Source organism: Sulfitobacter indolifex (genome assembly GCF_022788655.1).
GTDB classification, from domain to species: domain Bacteria; phylum Pseudomonadota; class Alphaproteobacteria; order Rhodobacterales; family Rhodobacteraceae; genus Sulfitobacter; species Sulfitobacter indolifex.
Genome location: NZ_CP084952.1, coordinates 139,857 through 158,786 on the forward strand (window position 1 = coordinate 139,857; position 18,930 = coordinate 158,786).

At 55.0% G+C, this 18,930-nt stretch carries 18 protein-coding genes and 1 pseudogene; 12 read left to right on the forward strand and 7 right to left on the reverse strand.

The genetic code is table 11. From position 1 onward, the window contains the following. Positions 1–95 precede the first annotated feature (95 nt). Genes catC through DSM14862_RS16685 form a run of 3 tightly spaced genes read right to left on the reverse strand, consistent with a single transcriptional unit; the run spans position 96 to position 2,033 of the window. Positions 96–386 (reverse strand): muconolactone Delta-isomerase, encoded by a 291-nt coding sequence (catC, locus tag DSM14862_RS16675; RefSeq protein WP_243254551.1) that lies wholly within the window; start codon positions 384–386, stop codon positions 96–98. A gap of 5 nt (positions 387–391) precedes the next feature. Beyond that, positions 392–688: a YciI family protein gene (locus DSM14862_RS16680; protein WP_007121190.1), complete on the reverse strand. Its 297-nt coding sequence runs from the start codon at positions 686–688 to the stop codon at positions 392–394. Positions 689–704: 16 nt separating this feature from the next. Continuing rightward, the gene (locus DSM14862_RS16685; protein ID WP_243254559.1) at positions 705–2,033 is read right to left on the reverse strand and encodes a short-chain fatty acid transporter; all 1,329 of its coding nucleotides are present in this window, start codon (positions 2,031–2,033) and stop codon (positions 705–707) included. Positions 2,034–2,363: 330 nt separating this feature from the next. Here DSM14862_RS16685 and DSM14862_RS16690 point away from each other — a divergent pair, with 330 nt between their 5' ends. The 7 genes from DSM14862_RS16690 (at position 2,364) to DSM14862_RS16720 (ending at position 8,170) form a co-directional block, all read left to right on the forward strand. After that, positions 2,364–3,371 carry a cyclase family protein gene (locus DSM14862_RS16690; RefSeq protein ID WP_007121193.1) on the forward strand — a complete coding sequence of 336 codons (1,008 nt, stop codon included), beginning with the start codon at positions 2,364–2,366 and terminating at the stop codon, positions 3,369–3,371. Between the two features lie 30 nt (positions 3,372–3,401). Continuing rightward, positions 3,402–4,214: a BKACE family enzyme gene (locus tag DSM14862_RS16695; RefSeq protein WP_322790852.1), complete on the forward strand. Its 813-nt coding sequence runs from the start codon at positions 3,402–3,404 to the stop codon at positions 4,212–4,214. Position 4,215: 1 nt separating this feature from the next. Beyond that, positions 4,216–4,992 carry a 3-oxoadipate enol-lactonase gene (gene pcaD, locus DSM14862_RS16700; protein WP_040701996.1) on the forward strand — a complete coding sequence of 259 codons (777 nt, stop codon included), beginning with the start codon at positions 4,216–4,218 and terminating at the stop codon, positions 4,990–4,992. A gap of 224 nt (positions 4,993–5,216) precedes the next feature. Beyond that, positions 5,217–5,687, forward strand: coding sequence for a VanZ family protein (locus DSM14862_RS16705; RefSeq protein ID WP_113075765.1), 471 nt, complete (start codon positions 5,217–5,219; stop codon positions 5,685–5,687). Positions 5,688–6,123: 436 nt separating this feature from the next. Beyond that, complete coding sequence (locus DSM14862_RS16710) at positions 6,124–6,597, forward strand: lipoprotein, putative (protein ID WP_007121197.1); 474 nt, start codon at positions 6,124–6,126, stop codon at positions 6,595–6,597. Positions 6,598–6,797: 200 nt separating this feature from the next. After that, positions 6,798–7,781, forward strand: coding sequence for a glycosyltransferase family 2 protein (locus DSM14862_RS16715; protein ID WP_208855135.1), 984 nt, complete (start codon positions 6,798–6,800; stop codon positions 7,779–7,781). Then, positions 7,781–8,170 (forward strand): GtrA family protein, encoded by a 390-nt coding sequence (locus DSM14862_RS16720; protein ID WP_007121199.1) that lies wholly within the window; start codon positions 7,781–7,783, stop codon positions 8,168–8,170. The genes DSM14862_RS16715 and DSM14862_RS16720 overlap by 1 nt, the downstream gene beginning before the upstream one ends. Positions 8,171–8,174: 4 nt before the next feature. Here the strand turns inward: DSM14862_RS16720 and DSM14862_RS16725 are convergent, their stop codons facing one another. Then, entirely contained in the window at positions 8,175–10,091 is a 1,917-nt protein-coding gene (locus DSM14862_RS16725; protein ID WP_243254552.1) for a hypothetical protein, read from the reverse strand. Between the two features lie 358 nt (positions 10,092–10,449). Between DSM14862_RS16725 and DSM14862_RS16730 the strand changes: the two genes are divergently transcribed. Continuing rightward, complete coding sequence (locus DSM14862_RS16730; RefSeq protein ID WP_007121201.1) at positions 10,450–10,659, forward strand: hypothetical protein; 210 nt, start codon at positions 10,450–10,452, stop codon at positions 10,657–10,659. A gap of 92 nt (positions 10,660–10,751) precedes the next feature. Here the strand turns inward: DSM14862_RS16730 and DSM14862_RS16735 are convergent, their stop codons facing one another. The 3 genes from DSM14862_RS16735 to DSM14862_RS16745 all read right to left on the reverse strand — a co-directional run bounded on the left by DSM14862_RS16735 (position 10,752) and on the right by DSM14862_RS16745 (position 13,595). After that, the gene (locus DSM14862_RS16735) at positions 10,752–12,203 is read right to left on the reverse strand and encodes a sensor histidine kinase (protein WP_243254553.1); all 1,452 of its coding nucleotides are present in this window, start codon (positions 12,201–12,203) and stop codon (positions 10,752–10,754) included. Then, complete coding sequence (locus tag DSM14862_RS16740; protein WP_007121249.1) at positions 12,173–12,646, reverse strand: molybdopterin-dependent oxidoreductase; 474 nt, start codon at positions 12,644–12,646, stop codon at positions 12,173–12,175. The genes DSM14862_RS16735 and DSM14862_RS16740 overlap by 31 nt, the downstream gene beginning before the upstream one ends. 259 nt (positions 12,647–12,905) lie before the next feature. Beyond that, entirely contained in the window at positions 12,906–13,595 is a 690-nt protein-coding gene (locus DSM14862_RS16745; protein WP_083804605.1) for a sulfotransferase family 2 domain-containing protein, read from the reverse strand. Positions 13,596–13,836: 241 nt separating this feature from the next. Here DSM14862_RS16745 and folE2 point away from each other — a divergent pair, with 241 nt between their 5' ends. From folE2 to DSM14862_RS16765, 4 genes and pseudogenes are all read left to right on the forward strand, one after another. Next, positions 13,837–14,928: a GTP cyclohydrolase FolE2 gene (gene folE2 / locus DSM14862_RS16750; RefSeq protein WP_007121251.1), complete on the forward strand. Its 1,092-nt coding sequence runs from the start codon at positions 13,837–13,839 to the stop codon at positions 14,926–14,928. 95 nt (positions 14,929–15,023) lie between these two features. Next, entirely contained in the window at positions 15,024–15,776 is a 753-nt protein-coding gene (locus DSM14862_RS16755; RefSeq protein ID WP_243254554.1) for an SDR family oxidoreductase, read from the forward strand. 332 nt (positions 15,777–16,108) lie between these two features. Further along, a pseudogene (locus DSM14862_RS16760) lies at positions 16,109–16,350 on the forward strand (type II toxin-antitoxin system ParD family antitoxin). Positions 16,351–16,996: 646 nt separating this feature from the next. Then, positions 16,997–18,814 carry an MASE1 domain-containing protein gene (locus DSM14862_RS16765; RefSeq protein ID WP_243254555.1) on the forward strand — a complete coding sequence of 606 codons (1,818 nt, stop codon included), beginning with the start codon at positions 16,997–16,999 and terminating at the stop codon, positions 18,812–18,814. Positions 18,815–18,930: the final 116 nt, after the last annotated feature.

Sequence of the window (18,930 nt, forward strand, 5' to 3'; positions counted from 1 at the left end):
CCTTTTGGCTTGATGTGCAACTGGTCTTCGACGCCCAGATATTGTTGATGCCAAGGCCAGTGATGTGTGAACCGGCGGTGAGGGTTCTGCGGCGTTCAGCTGTCGTCGGCGCGTACCGAGGAGGGATGGCGGACCAGGGATTTCACGTCGATGTCCATATAGGGAAAAAGCGGAAGACCCGAGATAATCTCATGTAATCTATCAGCATTGCTGACGTCGAATATCGACAGGTTTGCATAGGTGCCGGTTACACGCCAGATATGGCGCCATTCGCCGCTTTCCTGCAGCTTTTGGGAGTAGGCTTTTTCCCGCATCTTAATCTCTTCAACTTCGCTCGTCGGCATATCTGCCGGCAGCTTTACGGTCATATTCACCTGAAAAAGCATAGTTCTTATAACTCCCGTTTTCCGGCCAGATATGCCTTGCGCCAGCGGATCACCTCGACCCGCTGGAACAGACCCGCTTCGTGGAAAGGGTCATTTTGGATGAAGTCTTCGGCCGAGGCCCTATCCTCGACATCGACCAGATAGATCCCCCCGGACGCGAAAGCACCATCGTCCGAGAGCTTCGCCCCACATGCCAAAAGAAGCGTTTGATGCTGATCTAGGTAGTCGAGGTGGCGGTCCCGCAGCTTAAGGCGAAGCGCGTGGTTGCCATCCTTATCCCATGTTTCGATCATGAAAGGCATGACCAACTCCTTTTGTTTATAGTCCCAAAAAGCCCCACAGCATGACGGCCGCGCCGAAGATGAGGCCAAGATAAATGAGGATCAAAACCATATATCCCATTACATCGCGCAACTGGAGGCCGGAGATTGCCAAGACAGGCAGAATCCAGAAAGGTTGGATCATATTGGTCCACTGATCTCCGATTTGTACTGCAAGCGCAGTGGCCGGAATGGAGGCACCGATTTCTTTAGCCGCACCCATCATGACCGGACCCTGAACAGCCCATTGCCCGCCTCCCGATGGCGCCAATAGATTGATTAGGCCGCCTGATAGGAACGACCAGATTGGCAAGGTTTCAGGTGTGGAGATGTTAACGAACATCTGAGCGAACGTCACCAGCAGGCCAGAGCCTGTGAGGATGCCTAAGATGCCCGCATAGAAAGGGTATTGAATGATAATCCCCGCCACGATTGTTACACCGTCACCCAGTGCCGCAAGGTATCTGGCTGGGGAGGCAAAGAGCAAAATCCCGAGAAAGAGAAAAATAGTGTTAATGATGTTGAGGTTAAGCGAGCCGCCCGTGACAAAATGATTTGCGGCGTAGACGAGGCCGAGAAGGCCAATCGCAATACCGGGAAGTGGACTATTGTTCATGCGGTCTGCGATAGAGCGCACGGCGTCGCCTGCGGCTGCGGCAGCTGGTGAGGGTGCCTCGGGTTTGGCTTCAATGACCTTGGACGGATCCTTGGGGTGCAGCCAAGCGTTGAAGAGGGGCAGAGTCAGGACGATGACGAGGCTGGTTATAAGAAGGACCGGCGAAAGAATGGTCTCGCTGATCGGGACAATTCCGATGTCTGCCTGCAAAAAATGCCCTTCGGTTGCAATGAGCAGTGGCACGGAACCGGACAGGCCAATGCCATAGAGTGCAAACCCCGAATAGGCGGCGGCAATAACCAACGGATAGTGGAGGCCTTTGACGCGTTGGCCAAGTTCGCGCGCGACCAAGGTGCCAATTACGAGGCCAAAACCCCAGTTGAGCCAGCTTCCAATCGCGCCGACCAATGTCGCAACGATTACCGCGGTCGCGGGCTTTTCCACTTTAGAGACAAAAAATACCAAAGCCGCGTTCACAGGCGGTGATTTGGCCAGAAGGTATCCAGCAAGCAGGATAACGGTCATTTGCATCGAAAAGGCGAGAAGGTTCCAGAAGCTTTCGCCCCAATAGGTTGCCGTCTGAATGAAGCCGGCCCCCTCTACCACCATCGCGAGGCCAATAGTTAAGAATGTCAGCCCAAAGGCGATGACCAGCGGGTCGGGCAGGTAGCGCCCTATCAGCCGCGTGAAAAAATTGGCCAATGCGTTCATATCAATCCTCCCTTGATACAATATGTAATGTTTGCTTATCACTCGGCCTGTGTGATAATCAAACGGTAATTGATAGTGGGGTGGTGCATATTTGGCTTCTTCGTGGGACGTGGCGTCGTGGGTCTGCCGCTGCACGTCGGTTCATTAGCGCATGAGTGACTAACATCCTGCGCCTTGATCGGCGTTCAAAGCGTTTGAGAATGTAGACCAGCAGCGCAGACGCATTTGAGGCAGGTTATTGTCGGTTCGGGAGGGGCGTAGCGCAATTGGATAGGACACCCCTTTTGTGCTTGGTCGGTGCGGGCGCAATACAGGGAATGATGGAGAGATATGATGAACTGGACGAAACGGCCCGAGGGGTCAAACTGGGGGGATTTCGGTGCTGATGACGAACTGGGCCGGCTGAATCTTATTGGACCCGAGCAAGTGCGTGCTGGCTTGGCAACTGTCACCGAAGGGCGGACCCTTTGCTTATCGCTGCCCCTTGATTTGCCGGGTGGCAACCTATTGAACCCGCGCCGTCATCCCCCTCGGCTTAGCCCAACGGAACTGGACGGCGCGCAGTATGTGAACTTTCCACTGGCCAATCTCGACCCGGCATTGCGCGATGTGATTAGCGATGATCGGGTTATTCTCTACACCCAATATTCGACACAGTGGGACTCGCTTGCGCATGTGGGCGCGATGTTTGATGTGGATGACAACGGTGTGCCCGAAAAGGTCTATTACAATGGGCATAGGGCTGATCGGGACGTCCTGGCCCCGGCCAAAACGGGTGGATCGTCGCGTGCAGAACGTCTCGGCGTCGAAACCATGGCCACCCATGGTATGCAGGGTCGTGCGGTTCTCGTGGATCTTGCTAAGGTCTTTGGCACAAACAGGCGCGTTATTGATCGCGATGATCTGATGCATGCGCTTGACGCAACGGGTGCAGACATAAGGCCTGGCGATTTCATGATGCTCAGAACGGGGTTTGCAGAGCGGATCGTCGAAATGAATGGTGCGCCGGATGTCGAAGCGCTAGATCGCACCGGTGCCGTTCTGGATGGTCATGATTTAGCACTTCTCCAATGGATTACCGACAGCGGCATCGCAGCCATATGCGCTGATAATTATGCGGTCGAGAACCCCGACCCGCCATTGGGCGCAACGCTTAAACTGCCGTTGCATCATCATTGCCTCTTCAAGCTCGGTCTTCCTCTTGCTGAGCTTTGGTATCTGGCTGATCTGGCGAAGGCTCTTGATGCGCTTGGCCGATGTGATTTTCTCCTGACCGCGCCGCCGCTCAGATTGCCTGGTGCTCTAGGGTCTCCGGTCACTCCCATCGCTACAATTTGAGGTACCGCCATGTCTACCATGCCGCCAGCGATGATCTGCGTCGCAATTACCGGCTCTTTGCCGAAAAAGAGCGACAATCCTGCCGTTCCTATAACTGTGCCCGAACAGATCGAGAGCACACAGGCCGCGTTCGAAGCCGGTGCATCCGTATGCCACGCGCATGTGCGCAACGACGATGAGACGCCGTCGGCGGACCCCGAGCGATTTGCCCGCCTGAAGGAAGGGATTGAGAAACATTGTCCCGGCATGCTCATTCAGTTCTCAACCGGTGGCAGATCGGGGGCTGGGCGCGCTCGAGGGGGTATGCTTTCGCTTTGTCCTGACATGGCTTCTCTATCGGTCGGATCGAACAACTTTCCGAACCGCGTCTATGAGAATCCACCCGATCTTGTTTCTTGGCTTGCCCAGGAGATGAAGTCGCGGGCGATCAAGCCTGAAGTTGAAGCCTTCGATCTCAGCCATATCCTGCAGGCCAAATCTATGGTGGATAAAGGGGAGATCACCGGACCGCCTTATATTCAGTTTGTAATGGGGGTCACAAATGCGATGCCGGCGGACCGCGACGTGTTCAATTACTATATCACGACAGTGAAGCGTCTTTTTGGCGACGTGCCATGGTGTGCGGCCGGTATTGGAAAGCATCAGGCGGAATTGAACCGTTGGGCAGCGCAGGCAGGGGGGCATTTGCGCACGGGCCTCGAAGACAATATTCGCATGGATCGCCACACCCTTGCACCATCCAATGCAGCTCTCGTTGAACGCGCCGTCGAGATTTGCCAAGAAAACGGGCGCAGGATTGCCTCCCCTACCGAAGCGCGCCGTATCCTTGGATTGGGAGAATAGCATGACGTTTTTAGAAATGAACGGCACTGTCCTTCACCATAAGGTCCGCTTGAGCGGCAAGACAAGCGTCGTTTTCTTGAACTCACTTGGGACGGATTTGCGCATATGGGATGACGTTGCAAGTTTGTTGCCGGACGACTGGACGGTGTTGCAGATTGATAAGCGTGGGCACGGTCTCTCCGAGACGGGTGACGCAGACATGAAGACCTATGCCGCAGATGTAGCCGCATTGATGGACCACTACTGTCTTGGTCCGGCCCTCATATGCGGTGTCTCAATTGGGGGAATGATCGCACAACAGCTTTTCCACGCCCGCTCTGATCTTGTCTCTTCAATGGTGTTGTCCAACACTGCTGCGCGGATCGGGGATGCAGCGAGTTGGCAAGCGCGTCTTGACCAACTCGATGAGGTCGGTCTTGAGGCCTTGGCAGATGGTATACTTGAGCGCTGGTTCTCGGCTGCGTTCAGGTTCGACCGGCCAAGCGATCTGCAAGGATATCGATCAATGCTCGCGCGCACCCCTGCTGAGGGCTACGCGACGGCATGCCGCGCGATCCGCGATACGGATCTGCGCGATCAAACGTCACAAATCGACGCACCGGTGATCTGCATATCTGGCACAGAGGATTTGGCCACGCCTTCGCACATCGTTGCGCAATTTGCACAATCCATACCAAAAGCCAGCGTCGTTGAAATCTCAGGCGCCGGGCATTTGCCCTGTATCGAGACGCCATTAGAAGTTGCAGCTGTTATCAAGGGTATTGCCCAGCAAGGATAGTTATAGACGGAGGCTTTCTCCTCTTTGAAGGCGGGCGGTAAATGGGCTGAGTTTAACCGCGCCAGGTATAGCGCGCGATTGCCGAGCGTCTCTCCCATGGCTGTAAAGTTCAACACCTGCGTGATAAACACGGAGGCTTAAAGGCGCTCTATATGCGCCGTCATCCCCGCTTGAAGACGCACTGTTGCCGTAGCACAGCGCTTTTAACGATAGGTTGAGCCTTCATGTCCAGTTTGCGAGCGATTGCTCTGACCCCGTCCCGCCGCACAATTGTCTTGTGGTTGACGACGAGTCTGATGATTTGCATCGGTGTCCTGACGCTCTTTCCCCTGGGCCTTCCAGATGTGGCTGGCAGCGATAAGGATCACCATATATTGGCCTTCGCAGCTTTGGTGATGCCTTGCGCCGCTCTCTATCCTCAGGGGCTTACCCGGGTAATTCTGGGGGCCACAGCCTATGGCGCACTTATTGAAATCATACAGCCCTTTGTCGGACGCTCAGGTGACTTTCTCGATTTTATCGCGGATTTGGCGGGCATTGGGTTGGGATCCATTCTGGGCCTCGGGATACATTATGCTGCCCAACGCTATGCCGGTTTTCGGCGCCGCGTCGCTCCAAGCCGTGCGGCGAATGTTATTCAGCTCTATGATCCTCGCCCGCGCGAAGCCGCCGCCAAAGACCCTCTGGAACCCTGAGCAGACTCTAGACCTCCAGCGGGTCTTCATACGTAAGGTTTATGTTCCTTTTCTTGGAGAGCATCCCAAAGCGATGCGGGAGAGTGCCGGTGCTTTTGGAAGGTTTCGAACTGACTTTGGAGCCCCGCTAGATTTGCCTCCGCCCTCTGAAGGACCGCGTCATTCTTCGGGGGCCTTCGGTCTTGCGCGTTAACGAGCCGCCAAAGGTGCTCGCTTAGACTGGTGAGAGATAAGTGTTGAACATCAGTGCAGACCGAGACTGCAGGGCCCCCCATGCCTATAGCTAGGGGGGTGTTTTGCGCTGTCATCACATTGTGAGTTTGCTTAGACAGAAGGTGAATGCATACCCCAAAAAGGTCTAGGCGTTTGGAAAGGCAAGAGTTTCCTTTAGCCTCGACGCTTATACGAAAGGGCTATTTTGCACAGGAGTGATAAAATGCGAAGTTGGGTAAGCTATTATTTTATAGCCATTTTCATGATTTTGGGTCTCGGCGCCTGTGGGTTTGAGCCGACCTATGCCTCTGGCTCTCAGCTGGGTCGAGATCTTGAGAATATTAAGTTGGTGGCGCCTACAAACCGGGAAGAGTACATTTTTACCCGCAGTTTTGAGCAACGTCTGGGTCGCAACGTGGGTGCCAGCACAACCTTGCGGTATAATATCTCGATATATGATCAAGGCTTGGATGTGAGCGACATGAACATTTCTCATAAAATAGGAAATGTGAGCTATCAGTTGATCGATGAGACGAATGGGGATGTGATTACCTCTGGAAAAGTAGACTCCTTCACATCCTACTCTTCCGAAGGAACTTTGTCTGTTGCCGCACAGGATGACGCCAGTGAGAGGTTGCTCATCATTCTGGCAGATAAGGTTATTTCCAGGTTGACGGCCCAGCTGCCAGTCAGCTGATACCCAAACGTCCTCATCGGGACGCAAGACGCGGCCCCCACGTGGCTTCCAAACAGAGAGCTTCTTTTCTTCCTGAGGGGATGTGTGGGTTAGGGTCGTTTATTTATAGATATTGGGGGTGTGGTTTTGTTAAGCCTGCCGGGGAAGTTTAGCATTCAGCGTGTTGCCTTGGGTGACCATATTCAGACATTAGGTTTTCAATGACCAATACTCCAGACAGCATGGGCGCCCCGGAATTGTCCCTCGTTGTGCCTATGTACAACGAGGAAAACGTAATTCAGCGTTTTTTCGACACGGTCCGTCCGATACTGGATGATATCGGGCTCCCCTACGAGATCGTTTGTGTCAATGACGGGTCGCGCGATGCCACGCTTCTTGCGCTGACAGGTATTGCGCGGAAAGATCCGCGCGTGCGGGTCGTCGACTTGACGCGGAACTTCGGTAAAGAGGCCGCGTTGACCGCCGGGCTGGATCTGGCGCGCGGCGCCGCTGTCATCCCAATAGATGCCGATCTGCAGGAGCCGCCTGAGCTGTTGCCAGAAATGGTGGCGCATTGGCAGGATGGGTTTGATGTCGTGTTGGCGCGCCGGGCTGAACGCAGTTCGGATACGATGTTTAAGCGCGGCTCGGCCCGTATGTTCTATCGCTTGCTTCGAATGATGTCTGATGTGGAAATCCCAGAGAATGTCGGAGATTTCCGGTTGATGGACCGTGAGGTGGTGAATGCCTTGCACCGCCTTCCAGAACGCACCCGCTTTATGAAGGGAATATTTGCCTGGCTTGGTTTTCGCCAAACCACGATCGATTTTGTGCGCCCCGCGCGCCAAGAGGGTAGTGGTAAGTTCGGGTTCCGGAAGCTGTTCCAACTGGCAATGGAAGGGATCATCTCCTTCAGCACCGTGCCGCTCCGAATGTGGAGCTATGTGGGATTTATGGTCGCGGCAGCGGCCCTTTTGTTCATGCTCTATATCTTGATCGACACATTGTTGTTCGGTCGTGATACGCCCGGCTTTGCCACGCTCGCCACGGTGCTGTTGTTTTTCAATGGGCTGATCATGATCAACTTAGGCATTATTGGCGAATATTTGGCGCGCATATTCACCGAGGTGAAGGCACGGCCTATTTATTTGGTGCGCGAGCAGATTCAGTTTGAGACGGCAAACGCCGAGGATCATAAACCCTAATGCGCCATCTTCTTGGGGAAATCTTGCGCTTTGGAGGCGTAGGGGCATTGGCCACCGGGGTGCATGTAGGCACCTATCTTGGCATGCTTTCACTCGTATCACCTCAAGTCGCCAACGCTATGGGGTTTTTGGTCGGCGTCGGCCTGTCGTATGTGGGGCATACGTGGTTCAGTTTCGCGGGATCTTCCAAGCAGGCGGGGACGGGCCGCACGCTGGCGCTACGTTTTGCCGTGGTGGTGGCCGTGGGCTACGTGCTCAATGCATTCTGGGTGGCCTTGGTCACAGAAGGGTTGGGTTGGGCATCAGGCTGGGCCGGGATTTTTATCGCCTGTGGAACCCCTGCCATCACGTTTCTTTTGCTTAAATTTTGGGTCTACGCGCCCCGATAATCTATCAGGGCCTATGTAGGAGAAGTCCTTTTAAACCAATACCAAGCGTGCGGGTATCCCCGCCAGTTGGGGGCGCATGGGCATCTGGCAATATGAGCGTCAGGGTGATGGTCTCCTGTGCAGGATCGTGAGGCAGGAGGCGGAAGATCGGATCAGGGGATTGGCCTTCTGAGCCGCGCGTGCCTTCCCAAAGTGTTTGGCCATTTTGTGTGATGATAAGGCGTTGCGCGCTCCGGTCTGGGCCCAGAAACATCTGCGCATCGAGCTGCAATCTTGCCTGATCCCCGGGCTCTAACCCTTTGGGGATGATGATCAGCTCCGCTTTTTCTGCGTGGCTCCAAACGCCCCAATCCTCGATTTCAGACCAGCCAGATCCTAAATACCTCGACCCTTCATCCCCGCCAATATTCTGCAGCTCTTCTGGCCATAAATTGGGAAGGTAGCTCCCCGCGAGGCTGCGCTGTAGCACCTGCGTGCCTGAACAGTCACTTTGACGGCGGACGGTCTCGAGGTAGAGGGGCCAGAACCGCAGGGGGGCCTCGTCCTCGTGAAAGGGAACCACATGACCGGGGTCGATGAGATCATAAAGCTGGGCGGGCGTTTCGGGAACTAGGTTTGGCATACAGGCCAAGAGCTGAGCGCTTTTCCAAACTCTATCGTAGCGCAGCATATCTTGGGCGACATGCCAGTGGTGCAGACCGCCCAGAGCAAAGATCACTGCAGTTACGCAGGCCACCAGAGGGCGCCGGAGCTCCCCGAACCTTCTGTGTGGGCTGTGCCGTAAGGCGGCCGCCCCGGCGACGGCCAAGAGCAAGACCACCCCTAGAATGCTGGTGCGGCTGTCGAGATAGGCGCAATGGCCTGTTCCTTGACACCAGCCCTGCTGCTTAAGCGACGCGCTGACAGGCAGCGTCACAAAGATCATGCTGATCAGCAGAAACGCCGCGACTGCTGCGAAAGAGACTTTTTTGCCAAAGGGGATACGAAGGGTCAAAATGATTGCGGCATACATGGCCAGGCCTGACAGGGCAGTCCCGGTCCAGACCGAGAGCGGCACCTTTAGAAAACGGCTGCTAAAGCGCGGCAGCACCAACCCATCATTGATATGGTGCCAGGTGGTGCTGATCAGAGCACCGAGATTGCCGATCCCTGCGAGAGAGTTTCCCTCATACCCTGAGGGATGCGCCAGCCGATACGCAATATAGACGCCCACGACCAAACCCAGAGTGACGATCTCAATCCAGACGCGTGTGTCTTTCACAAGAGCGCGCAGCCAAGGCAGAGGGCGGCGCAGGGACAAGGGGTGGTTGGCAAATACCTCTGCCGCCACCATGACGATGCCCAAAAGCAAAGCAAATTCGGTGGCCAGCATGGCGCCGAACTGAAGCAAGCGGTTCAGTACCCTCCAGCCCCCCCGTTCTCCGTAAGACAGGGCAACAAGGCGACAGCTGACCAATACCAAAAAAGGCAGGGTGTTCTGTAAGGGGTAGGTGGTGGGGGGAAGATGTTCAAAACCCAAGGGATGCAGAGCGAGGAAAATGAGAAAAGAAAACGGTGCGATGGAAAGTTTGAGCACCTTTCCCGCATAGACAAAGATTAACCAGACCGTGGAGAAGTAGAGCGTGACGAACACGAGGCGCCAGATCAACATCTCAGACATCAGCGCCGCGAACATATTGATGGGCTGAAGATAGAGAAATCCGACCCGTCCTTGCCCTTCGGCAATCCAGCGGGCCGTTTCCAGAACAGTTTTGGGTCCCTGCAGCGCAATATAGGTGAAATAGACATCGTCAGCCGACAGCCGGTAACCGGTCAGAAAAAAATGGCCATGCCACAGCGTCAGTAGAAATATCAGAACATAAAGGACTGTTTTGCGCATATGAGGACGGTCAAAAAGACCATGCAGATAATCTGGTCGCATCAAGAGCCCTAATTGCTACCCAAAATCTTGCATGCGTCCAACTCCAGATCTGTGGGGCTTTCTGGAACGGAATGCTTGTCGCTCGCCAGCAGGGCTGCGGGCTTTAGGCTGTCCGAGGACAAAAGGGGAAAATGACCGAACGTATAATCAATCTCGGATACGTACCTCGAATTCCACATATGCACTTCCCCGTATATCGTCTCAAATGTGTAGGCGGCGGAGCGCGCTCTGGCAATGGATATGCTGTGACGACCAACTGGCTTTATCTGATTTAGACGTCCAAATCGAAATGCTTGAATACCGCGCGATTTTCTGTAAAGACACTTAGCGCTGCTAAAGTCCTGGGGAGGATTAAAGAATGACCGGATACAGTGTGGATAACTTCGTAGAAGGGTATAACCAGCTGAACGCACGCAAGTTTAGCGACTTAACCTATGCCGAGGTCAGCAAGCTAATGAAAGAATATGGCGACATCGACCCGATGATTTCCCAGCTTATTCAGGATGCTTATGCGAAAGTAGCGCTATGTCCCTTTGAGCTTAGCGCCATGCGAGAGACATTAAACTGAGTTTGCTGGCCCTTGGAGATGCGCACATCTGCTCTCTTAAGAGGGGGTAAACCACGCGCATCGCGCAAAGCTTGGCAGCAGCGGCATTGCTTTTAAGCTAGGGGTGTAAGAAGCACCGGGGTAAATCGCGCATTTGAGGTCTCACGAGAGTGCGAGCGCAGTTCCAGTTCGATCCAGAACACCGATCCTTCTCCTTCGACGGAGGTGAACCCCACCTTTCCGCCGAGCAGGTCTATCAATTGTTTGGTGATGCTCAGCCCCAAACCGCTGCTTTTGTTTGCGCCGGTGGTGCCGGGGTTGATCTGATGAAAGGGAGTGAAAATGTCGGGCTGCAAAGCCTCGGGGATGCCGATCCCATGGTCGGTGACTTCGATCCGCGCTTTGTCGTTGAGCCGCGTCAGGCTGACCTCAACCACATCCCCGGGGGAGGTAAATTTGGCGGCGTTGGAGATCAGGTTGTTCAGGACCTGCGCCACCCGCGCGCTGTCGGTGAAAGAGATCAAGGTCTCTTTGGGGGTGTGAACAGCGTAGCGGACCCCAAGCTTTTCCGCGTAGCTTTGGCAATTTTCAACCGCGGCTATGACGACTTCATTGAGGTCCGCTGACTCGCGCTTTACCGAGACTTTTCCATCGCTTAAGGCTTGGGCATCCAAAATATCGTTGACCAATGTGAGCAGCCGATCCCCGTTGCGGCTGGCGACGTCTAGCAGTTTCAAAGCCGTTGGGTCTTTCAACGTGGCGCCCACTTTGGCTTTCAGCAAAGACAGCCCGCCGAGAAGCGAGGTGAGTGGTGTGCGCAACTCGTGGCTGACCACACTCATGAAGTTCATTTTCATGCGTGATGCTGAGGTCGCTTCTTCGGCCAAAATGCGCATTTCTCTTTCCCTCTTTTTGACAGCTCGCAGTTCGATCAGAAGCAGGGAGGCGAAGATGCCAAAGAGGGTCAAAAGTGTCATGCCGAGATAGGCAATGGCATGCGATAAAGACAGCAGACCGGTTCTGAACTCAGTGAGAGAGCTGTTTTTGGCCTGTGCAAGGGCCACCAACAAGTCCCGTAAAGCCATATCGTAGCCTTCGAGAGCATCCAGAATATGCGCGGCCTTTTGCCGCCGCACGGCGTCTGTCATCTCTTGTGCTGCGAACTCAGCAATATGGGGCTCAACGGTCTGGAAGGTTTCCTCAAGGGCAGAAAGCACGGTTTGATCTATGGCAAAACTCTTGAGAAGCCGCGAAAGCTTACCTTCCTGAAGGATCGTGATCCGGCTCCAGGCGATGTCAAAGCGCAAGGCCACATCGCTTGCGGGTCTAAGGCCGAGCGCGACTTCGCTGAGCTCTTTCTCAAGCCTGAGCATTTCGAACTGAAGCTGTGAACCGATCCAGAGCGGGTCGCTTTGCTCCGCGGTCTGGATATTGTCGACCCTATCGCTCAGCTTATAGACGATCCCACTGCCAAAAAGCACGGCGCCTACAAAAAATACGAGAAGCGCCGCGCGAACGGATCTGCTTTTATCGGTCACTCGACGGATATGTTTTTGAGCTGCCATACCAGTCTGCCGTTAATGGAATTGTCTTGAAGCTCCGCATGGTCGTCCATCGGATAAATGACCCAAATAGGTCCTTTGTCCCGCACTGACATCGGCTCTCCGTCACGCAGCACCGCCAGAATGACATCGTAATCAAAGGCATCTACGGCTGGCACATCTGAGCTGAAATCATTCAGTGCCACCATTTTTAGGGTCGCATCGGGCGCGACATTCAGGGGCTCCAGCACCGCGCGCAGGCGCGGTCCTTGGAACGTGGCTGCGGTATCCACATAGTCGTTTTTAGTCACAACGGTGGTCTGAGGCAGCGCGAGCAGATCTTCCAGCGTATAGGTCGCGGATTGCTCGGAGGTTGCAACAGTCAAGATTGTTTGCGCGGCCCCTATAGTGGGGAGGGCGAGCAAGGCAGCCACAAAAATGGGGTTCAGAATATTCTTAAGTCTCATAATCGATCCTTGATGGTCCCCGTCGCTCTCGTATGTCGGTTCAAAGACAACCAGATATTGGTGGCAATTTTGAGGCCTTTTCAAAATAGATGCCACTTTGCAGGACGGGGACTGGTTCTCACCGCCAGAAGTTCCTTACCCTGTCTGTTATGCTTTGACCAAGCAGAGTTCTGTCCTGTGACGTAGTATTGGACCGCGCGGGAGAGCATGTGCCCCCCTATGAGGGCTCCTCACAGGGGGCCGGTGGTGGCCTTGAACTTTAGCGTGATACTTGCAGCGCGGATCTCCTTCCTGCTTTGATTTCTTGGATCAACTGCAGGTCTTCTTGGTAGAAGTTTTCGATTGATTTACGCGTTTGTTCAAGCATTTGGATGGAGAATTTCACGCTGCTGTTGCGGTCGAGAGGCACGATGGCGCGGTCAGTTTGAGTGACATGGTCAATCCAGTGGAACACCTGCTCGAGGCCCTCCTCAAAGAGAAACATCTTTACGTCGGGCCCGGTAAATTCCACCTGAGGTCGGATGTGATTGTCCGACAGATAGGGGTCAGCAATCTGATCTGCAAAAATCTTTTCAACCCATGCATCAAAGGTGCCGCAAAACTCTGTCGTCCAATCGAGCTCCACGGTCAGTGCGTCGCCGGGCCCGATGTGCTCGGGCAGTGCCTCGGCAGGATTTTTTCGGGTCGCACGGTAGCGATACTCGCTCAGCAAACGCTCAAACGGGTCGCGCAGAATACAGAACCGATGATCGCAAAAACCATCGGGCAAGATCATGCGCTGCGTTGCTGCTTCCATATGTTGAGGCGTGGTTTTGGACCATTCTACCGGCTCGCGGCTGTAAAGAGCCAGCGGTCCCTTGGCCCTGAGGTAGCTTGTGATGCACGATCCACCCGTTTTAGGGATATGGACAAAATGCAGAAGTTTACCGTTGATTTTTGAAAGGGGCACCTGTCGCCTCGGATATTACCATAGATTGTGCATCTATGTGGGAAATGCTTGGCAAGTCAATTCGGGCTGGGGACCGTAGTGGCAGCCCCAGGCCTGCTCTGCAAACGTTGTCACGTTCGAGAGCCTTTGGTCTGTGTCACCCGATACGAGGGGCTGGCCAAGGTGTCGTCTTGCTGCGCTGTGCCATGGTGTTACCGGTTAAACCATCTTAGCGTGCGGCCGACAGATCAAAGGGGCGCTTATGACTATTGAGACAAAGGTGTCAGAGACACCGGATCGGAAGGCGGCCAAGGCTGCGCTCGCCACCCTGCGCGCGTGGGCTCAGGAGGCCACTTCGGCCGAGGTCGCCGCGCTCGACCCCGCGGTCGCGCGGATGGTAAACGGTGCCGGATACCCCGCGTTCAACCGCATCTATCCGGCGGATTTCACCGGGGGTGCCAATTACAAAGCCACGCTGCCTGACCTGCAAAACGGCCCTTCCAGCCTGATCCGCGGCGCGCAGCAGTTGATCCAGCATGTGGGCATTTCCAACTTCCGCCTGCCGATCCGCTACCACAGCCGCGGCGCCGGTGATTTGCAGCTTGAAACCTCGGTCACCGGGTCGGTCTCGCTCGATGCGCAGAAGAAGGGCATTAATATGTCTCGTATCATGCGCAGCTTCTACCGCCATGCTGAAGCGACCTTCAGCTTCGAGGTGATCGAAGCCGCGCTGGATGACTATAAAGCTGATCTGGAAAGCCTCGATGCGCGGATCCAGATGCGGTTTTCCTTCCCAATGAAGATCGAAAGTCTGCGCTCGGGGCTCGCCGGCTACCAATATTACGACATCGCGCTGGAACTTGTAGAACAGGAGGGGAAGCGCAAAAAGATCGTCCATCTCGACTATGTTTATTCCAGCACCTGTCCTTGTTCGCTGGAGCTGAGCGAACATGCCCGCGCAACCCGCGGGCAGTTGGCCACGCCGCATTCACAGCGCTCGGTCGCGCGGATCTCGGTGGAGGTCCTCGACGCAGAGGGCTGCCTCTGGTTTGAAGACCTGATTGACTTTTGCCGCCGCGCGGTGCCGACAGAAACCCAAGTGATGGTCAAACGCGAAGACGAACAGGCCTTTGCCGAGCTGAACGCCGCCAACCCGATCTTCGTCGAGGATGCGGCGCGGCTCTTTTGTGAACAGCTCCTTGCGGATGCGCGGGTAGGGGATTTCCGCATTGTGGCAAGCCATCAAGAAAGCCTGCACAGCCATGATGCCATTAGCGTGCTGACCCAAGGCGATACCTTTGCCGCGCAAAGCTTCGACCCGAAGCTGTTCAACACGCTCTTCCATGTTGGCTAAGTGATCTCGGCCGCTCTGTCTTTTTTGGGGGGTCTGGTGCTGCGCGCGCTTTATGTGTTTTACCCAAGTCTGATTAGGATCTGAGGAGAGGCGTCATGCGTCGAGCACTGGTGACCGGCGCTGGAAAGCGCCTCGGGCGCGCTATGGCGCTCTACCTTGCGGGACGAGGGTTCGATGTGGCCGTGCATTACGCCACCTCGCGGATGGAGGCGGAAGAAACAGCCGCTGACATCGTGGCGCAGGGGCGGCGTGCCTCTCTATTGCAAGCCAACCTGCTCGACGAGGCTGAGACGCAGACCCTGCTGCCCCGCGCGGCGGCGGCGCTTGGAGGTCCGATCACCTGTTTGGTCAACAATGCGTCGATATTTGAAGCGGATGACATCTACACGGCCACCCCTGAAAGCTGGGAGCGCCATATTGGCAGCAACCTGCGCGCGCCTTTTGTGCTGACGCAGGCCATGGCGGGGCAGGGGCTGCACGCCACGCCAGATGAACGCGGCGAGCCGCGTGCCACTGGGCTGATTGTGAACATGATTGACCAACGCGTGCACAGCCTGACGCCGGAGTTCATGAGCTATACCATTGCCAAGATGGGTCTTTGGGCCATGACACGTACGACGGCCCAAGCGCTGGCGCCGGCAATCCGGGTGAACGGCATAGGCCCTGGACCAACCTTGCAAGGTCAACATCAGTCTGAAGAAGTCTTTGCCCAAGAGCGTCGAGACACAGTGTTGGAGCGAGGGGTAAACCTTGAGGATATCACCGCAGCATTGGGCTATTTTATTGATGCCCCTGCGGTCACCGGGCAACTGATCTGCACCGATGGTGGCGAGCATCTGAAATGGTAAATCTCCTTCGGGTGCCTTGCTGTCTCGCAACAACAGATCAACCAAATACGCCGCCAACCTTCAAACTGCACAAACACCAGATTTCAGTCATAGCTCCTCATAGAGAGTAGTTTGCGTGACTTTTTACCGAAAAAGATAATGGAGGCTCGTCAGCCGTAAGTTAGTGACAGCAGAACATCCGTTCTGACGTCAGCATTATGAAGCAGTGGTGGGCGCCTGAGAGCCTGGATTCCGTCGATATCGCCCCCTAAGTCGGTACAATTTGAATCTTGCGCTAATTAGAATCAATATATGGCAATCCTTGCCATATATTGATTGGAAAAGGGGGCGCTATGGCTACCATGAATATTTCATTATCTGATCGATGAAATCTTGGGTAGAGCATCAGTCCAAATCTGGGCGCTATGCCAACTCAAGTGATTATGTTCGTGACCTGATCCGACGGGACCATGCGCGCTACGACGCAATTGCAGAGATTCAGGCTGCCATGGATGTGGGATTTGCCAGCGGACCAAGTGTCTCGCTAGACCGTGAGGGATTTAAAGCCGATATGCGCGCGCACTATGCCAAGTAGCGGGCACTGGACGCTTCGTCCGGTTGCGCAGAACGGTATTACTGAAATCTGGCAACATGGCGCTGCCAGCTAGGCTCCTGACCAAACGGATCGCTATGCATATTGTCTGTTTGCGGTCTTTGAGCTGCTTGCCGACTTTCCGGAAGTTGCCCGAGTACGTGCAGAATTTACGCCGCCTGCAGGGGTTCATCTAAAGGGTGCGCATCTGGTGGATTTATTGGTTAGACGGTAACCACGTTGAGATTATTCGTATCCTGCATGCAGCACAAAATCTGATGGCGTTTCTGCACGAGCCTTGAAGTTGGTATGGCACCCAGGCTCTGGTGCTTGCCCCAAGGCAGCCGAAGCCAGAGAGGATTTACAGCTTGGCTTTACGAGCACGACCAAGACAGATTACGGGTCCCAAAAACATTTTTGCAAACATGCAAGAATATGAAAGTATCTTTCAAAAGCCTGATGAGAGGGGAAGTATGTGAAGGGGACTTTCTTTGCCCGAACGCTGTCGTCAGGGGCCTTGGCGAACTTGGATGCTGGCTTTGCGCAGAGCCCCGATAAGGCTGCCAGAAGGGGCGCGCACTTTCCCAGTATTCCATCTGTGCTGGGCTTTTATGCGATTTACTTGTTGGCAGCTGCTTTTGGTCGGTGGATGGCGATTGTGCCGGGCGCCCCCGTTACTGTTTGGCCGCCCAATGGCGTGATCCTCGCGGCGTTGCTGATCCACCGCAGAGAAACTTGGCCGTGGTGGATTGCGCTTGGGATCTTCGGAGAGATCACTGGAAACTTCCTGTGGTACAACAGCACCGTCACCGCCGCCCTTGGGTATATGGTCGCTAACGCGGCTGCGATATTTGCGGCGGGCTACATTCTCGCCCCGCTTTTTGACGCCCCCATCCGGCGGTTGACCACGCTGTCCCAGGTTCTGGGGCTGCTGGTCATCGGCGTGCTGTTAAGCCCTATGATCAGCGCAACCATTGGCAGTGCCTTTGTTGCATCAGAAGGCAAAAGCTCCTTTGCAGACACCTGGCCGCTTTGGTGGTTGGGGGATGCCACAGGCACTTTGATTGCCACCCCAATGACAATCACAGTTGTAAATGCCTGGCGTGATGGCATGAGGCTCCAAGGGCGCGCGCTGCTTGAAGGCTTTGTTATTGCAGGTTTGCTGGTGGGCGTCACCGCGTGGGATTTGGCAACAGGGTCTTATTATACATACTTGTTGCCGCTGCCGGTTCTCTGGGCCGCATTGCGATTTGAGTTTCGCGGGGCGGCTCTCGCGGTGGTGGGATTAACATTCGTGATCGGTGCGCATGGGCATATTCTCGGTGCCTCCGATAGCCCTGCTTTGAGCATCGCACTTATGCACAACAGGATGCAGTTCCTGATCCTGACCGCGGCTTCCATTGGATTGATTGTCGCTGCAATTGTGCGCCAGCAAAAGCAGGCGTTGTTGGACTTGGCTCAAATCAACGCGGAACTGGAATCGCGGGTCAAAGAGCGAACAAAAGACATTGAGATGTCTCAGAAGCGCTTTGAGGCCACGTTCAAGAACGCGGGTGTCGGCATCAGCATTGTGAGTGGGGAAGGCGCATTGATGCGCGTCAATGACCGCTTGGCAGAAATGCTTGGCTACAGCGCAGAGGAGGTGGAGGGCCGCCTGCTTGATGACTTCACGCATCCTGAGGATATCCCTCGAGGAAGGACCGCACTTGAGGCGCTTAAATCCGGCGCAGCCGATGAGTACGATTTGGAAAAGCGCTATCTTTGCAAAGATGGAAGTTTGGTATGGGGCCACACCACGGTGAGCTGCGTGCGCGACGCTAAGGGGCGGATCTCCTACCTCATCAAAATCATCCAAGACATTACCGATCGGAAAGAATTGGACGAAAACCGCCAAATGCTGATGCGTGAGGTGAACCATCGCGGCAAAAACTTGCTGTCTGTCGTCAAGGTGATCGCGCGACAAACAGCCCTGCGATCCCCAGAGAACTTCATCGAGGCATTTGGCGAGCGGCTACAGGCTCTTGCGGCCAACCAAGATATCCTGGTGAACAACGGGTGGCAGCAGATTGAGTTGGACGCATTGGTGCGGGGCCAGCTTGAGCATTTTGAAGCAATCAGGGAGCGGGTGACGGTAGTGGGTCCCCCGGTAAAAGTTAGCGCGCACGCAGCGCAGGCGATCGGCATGGCAATGCATGAATTGGCCACAAATGCTGCCAAATATGGAAGTCTGAGCAACGATGTGGGCCGCGTCGTCATCGACTGGTCGGTTGAGGACGGCAATTTTTCTATGTCTTGGTGCGAGCAGGATGGTCCCGCTGTATCAGCGCCAACGTCTCGTGGGTTTGGAACGACTGTGATCGACAAGCTGACGGCCTCATCACTCTCAGCAGATGTCGAGCTCACCTACGCCCCGACCGGGTTGGTTTGGAAAGTGAGTTGCCAACTGGCGACGCTTCGCGATGACTAAGGTCAACGTGAACTGCGCCCGCTTCTATAAGACCCTCTCTAGAGCTGACACTGCTATCGCTTCCCAAAGCTACGAAAGCCGCTACGGTCTAGACAGCCTATCTGTGCTTCATTTCT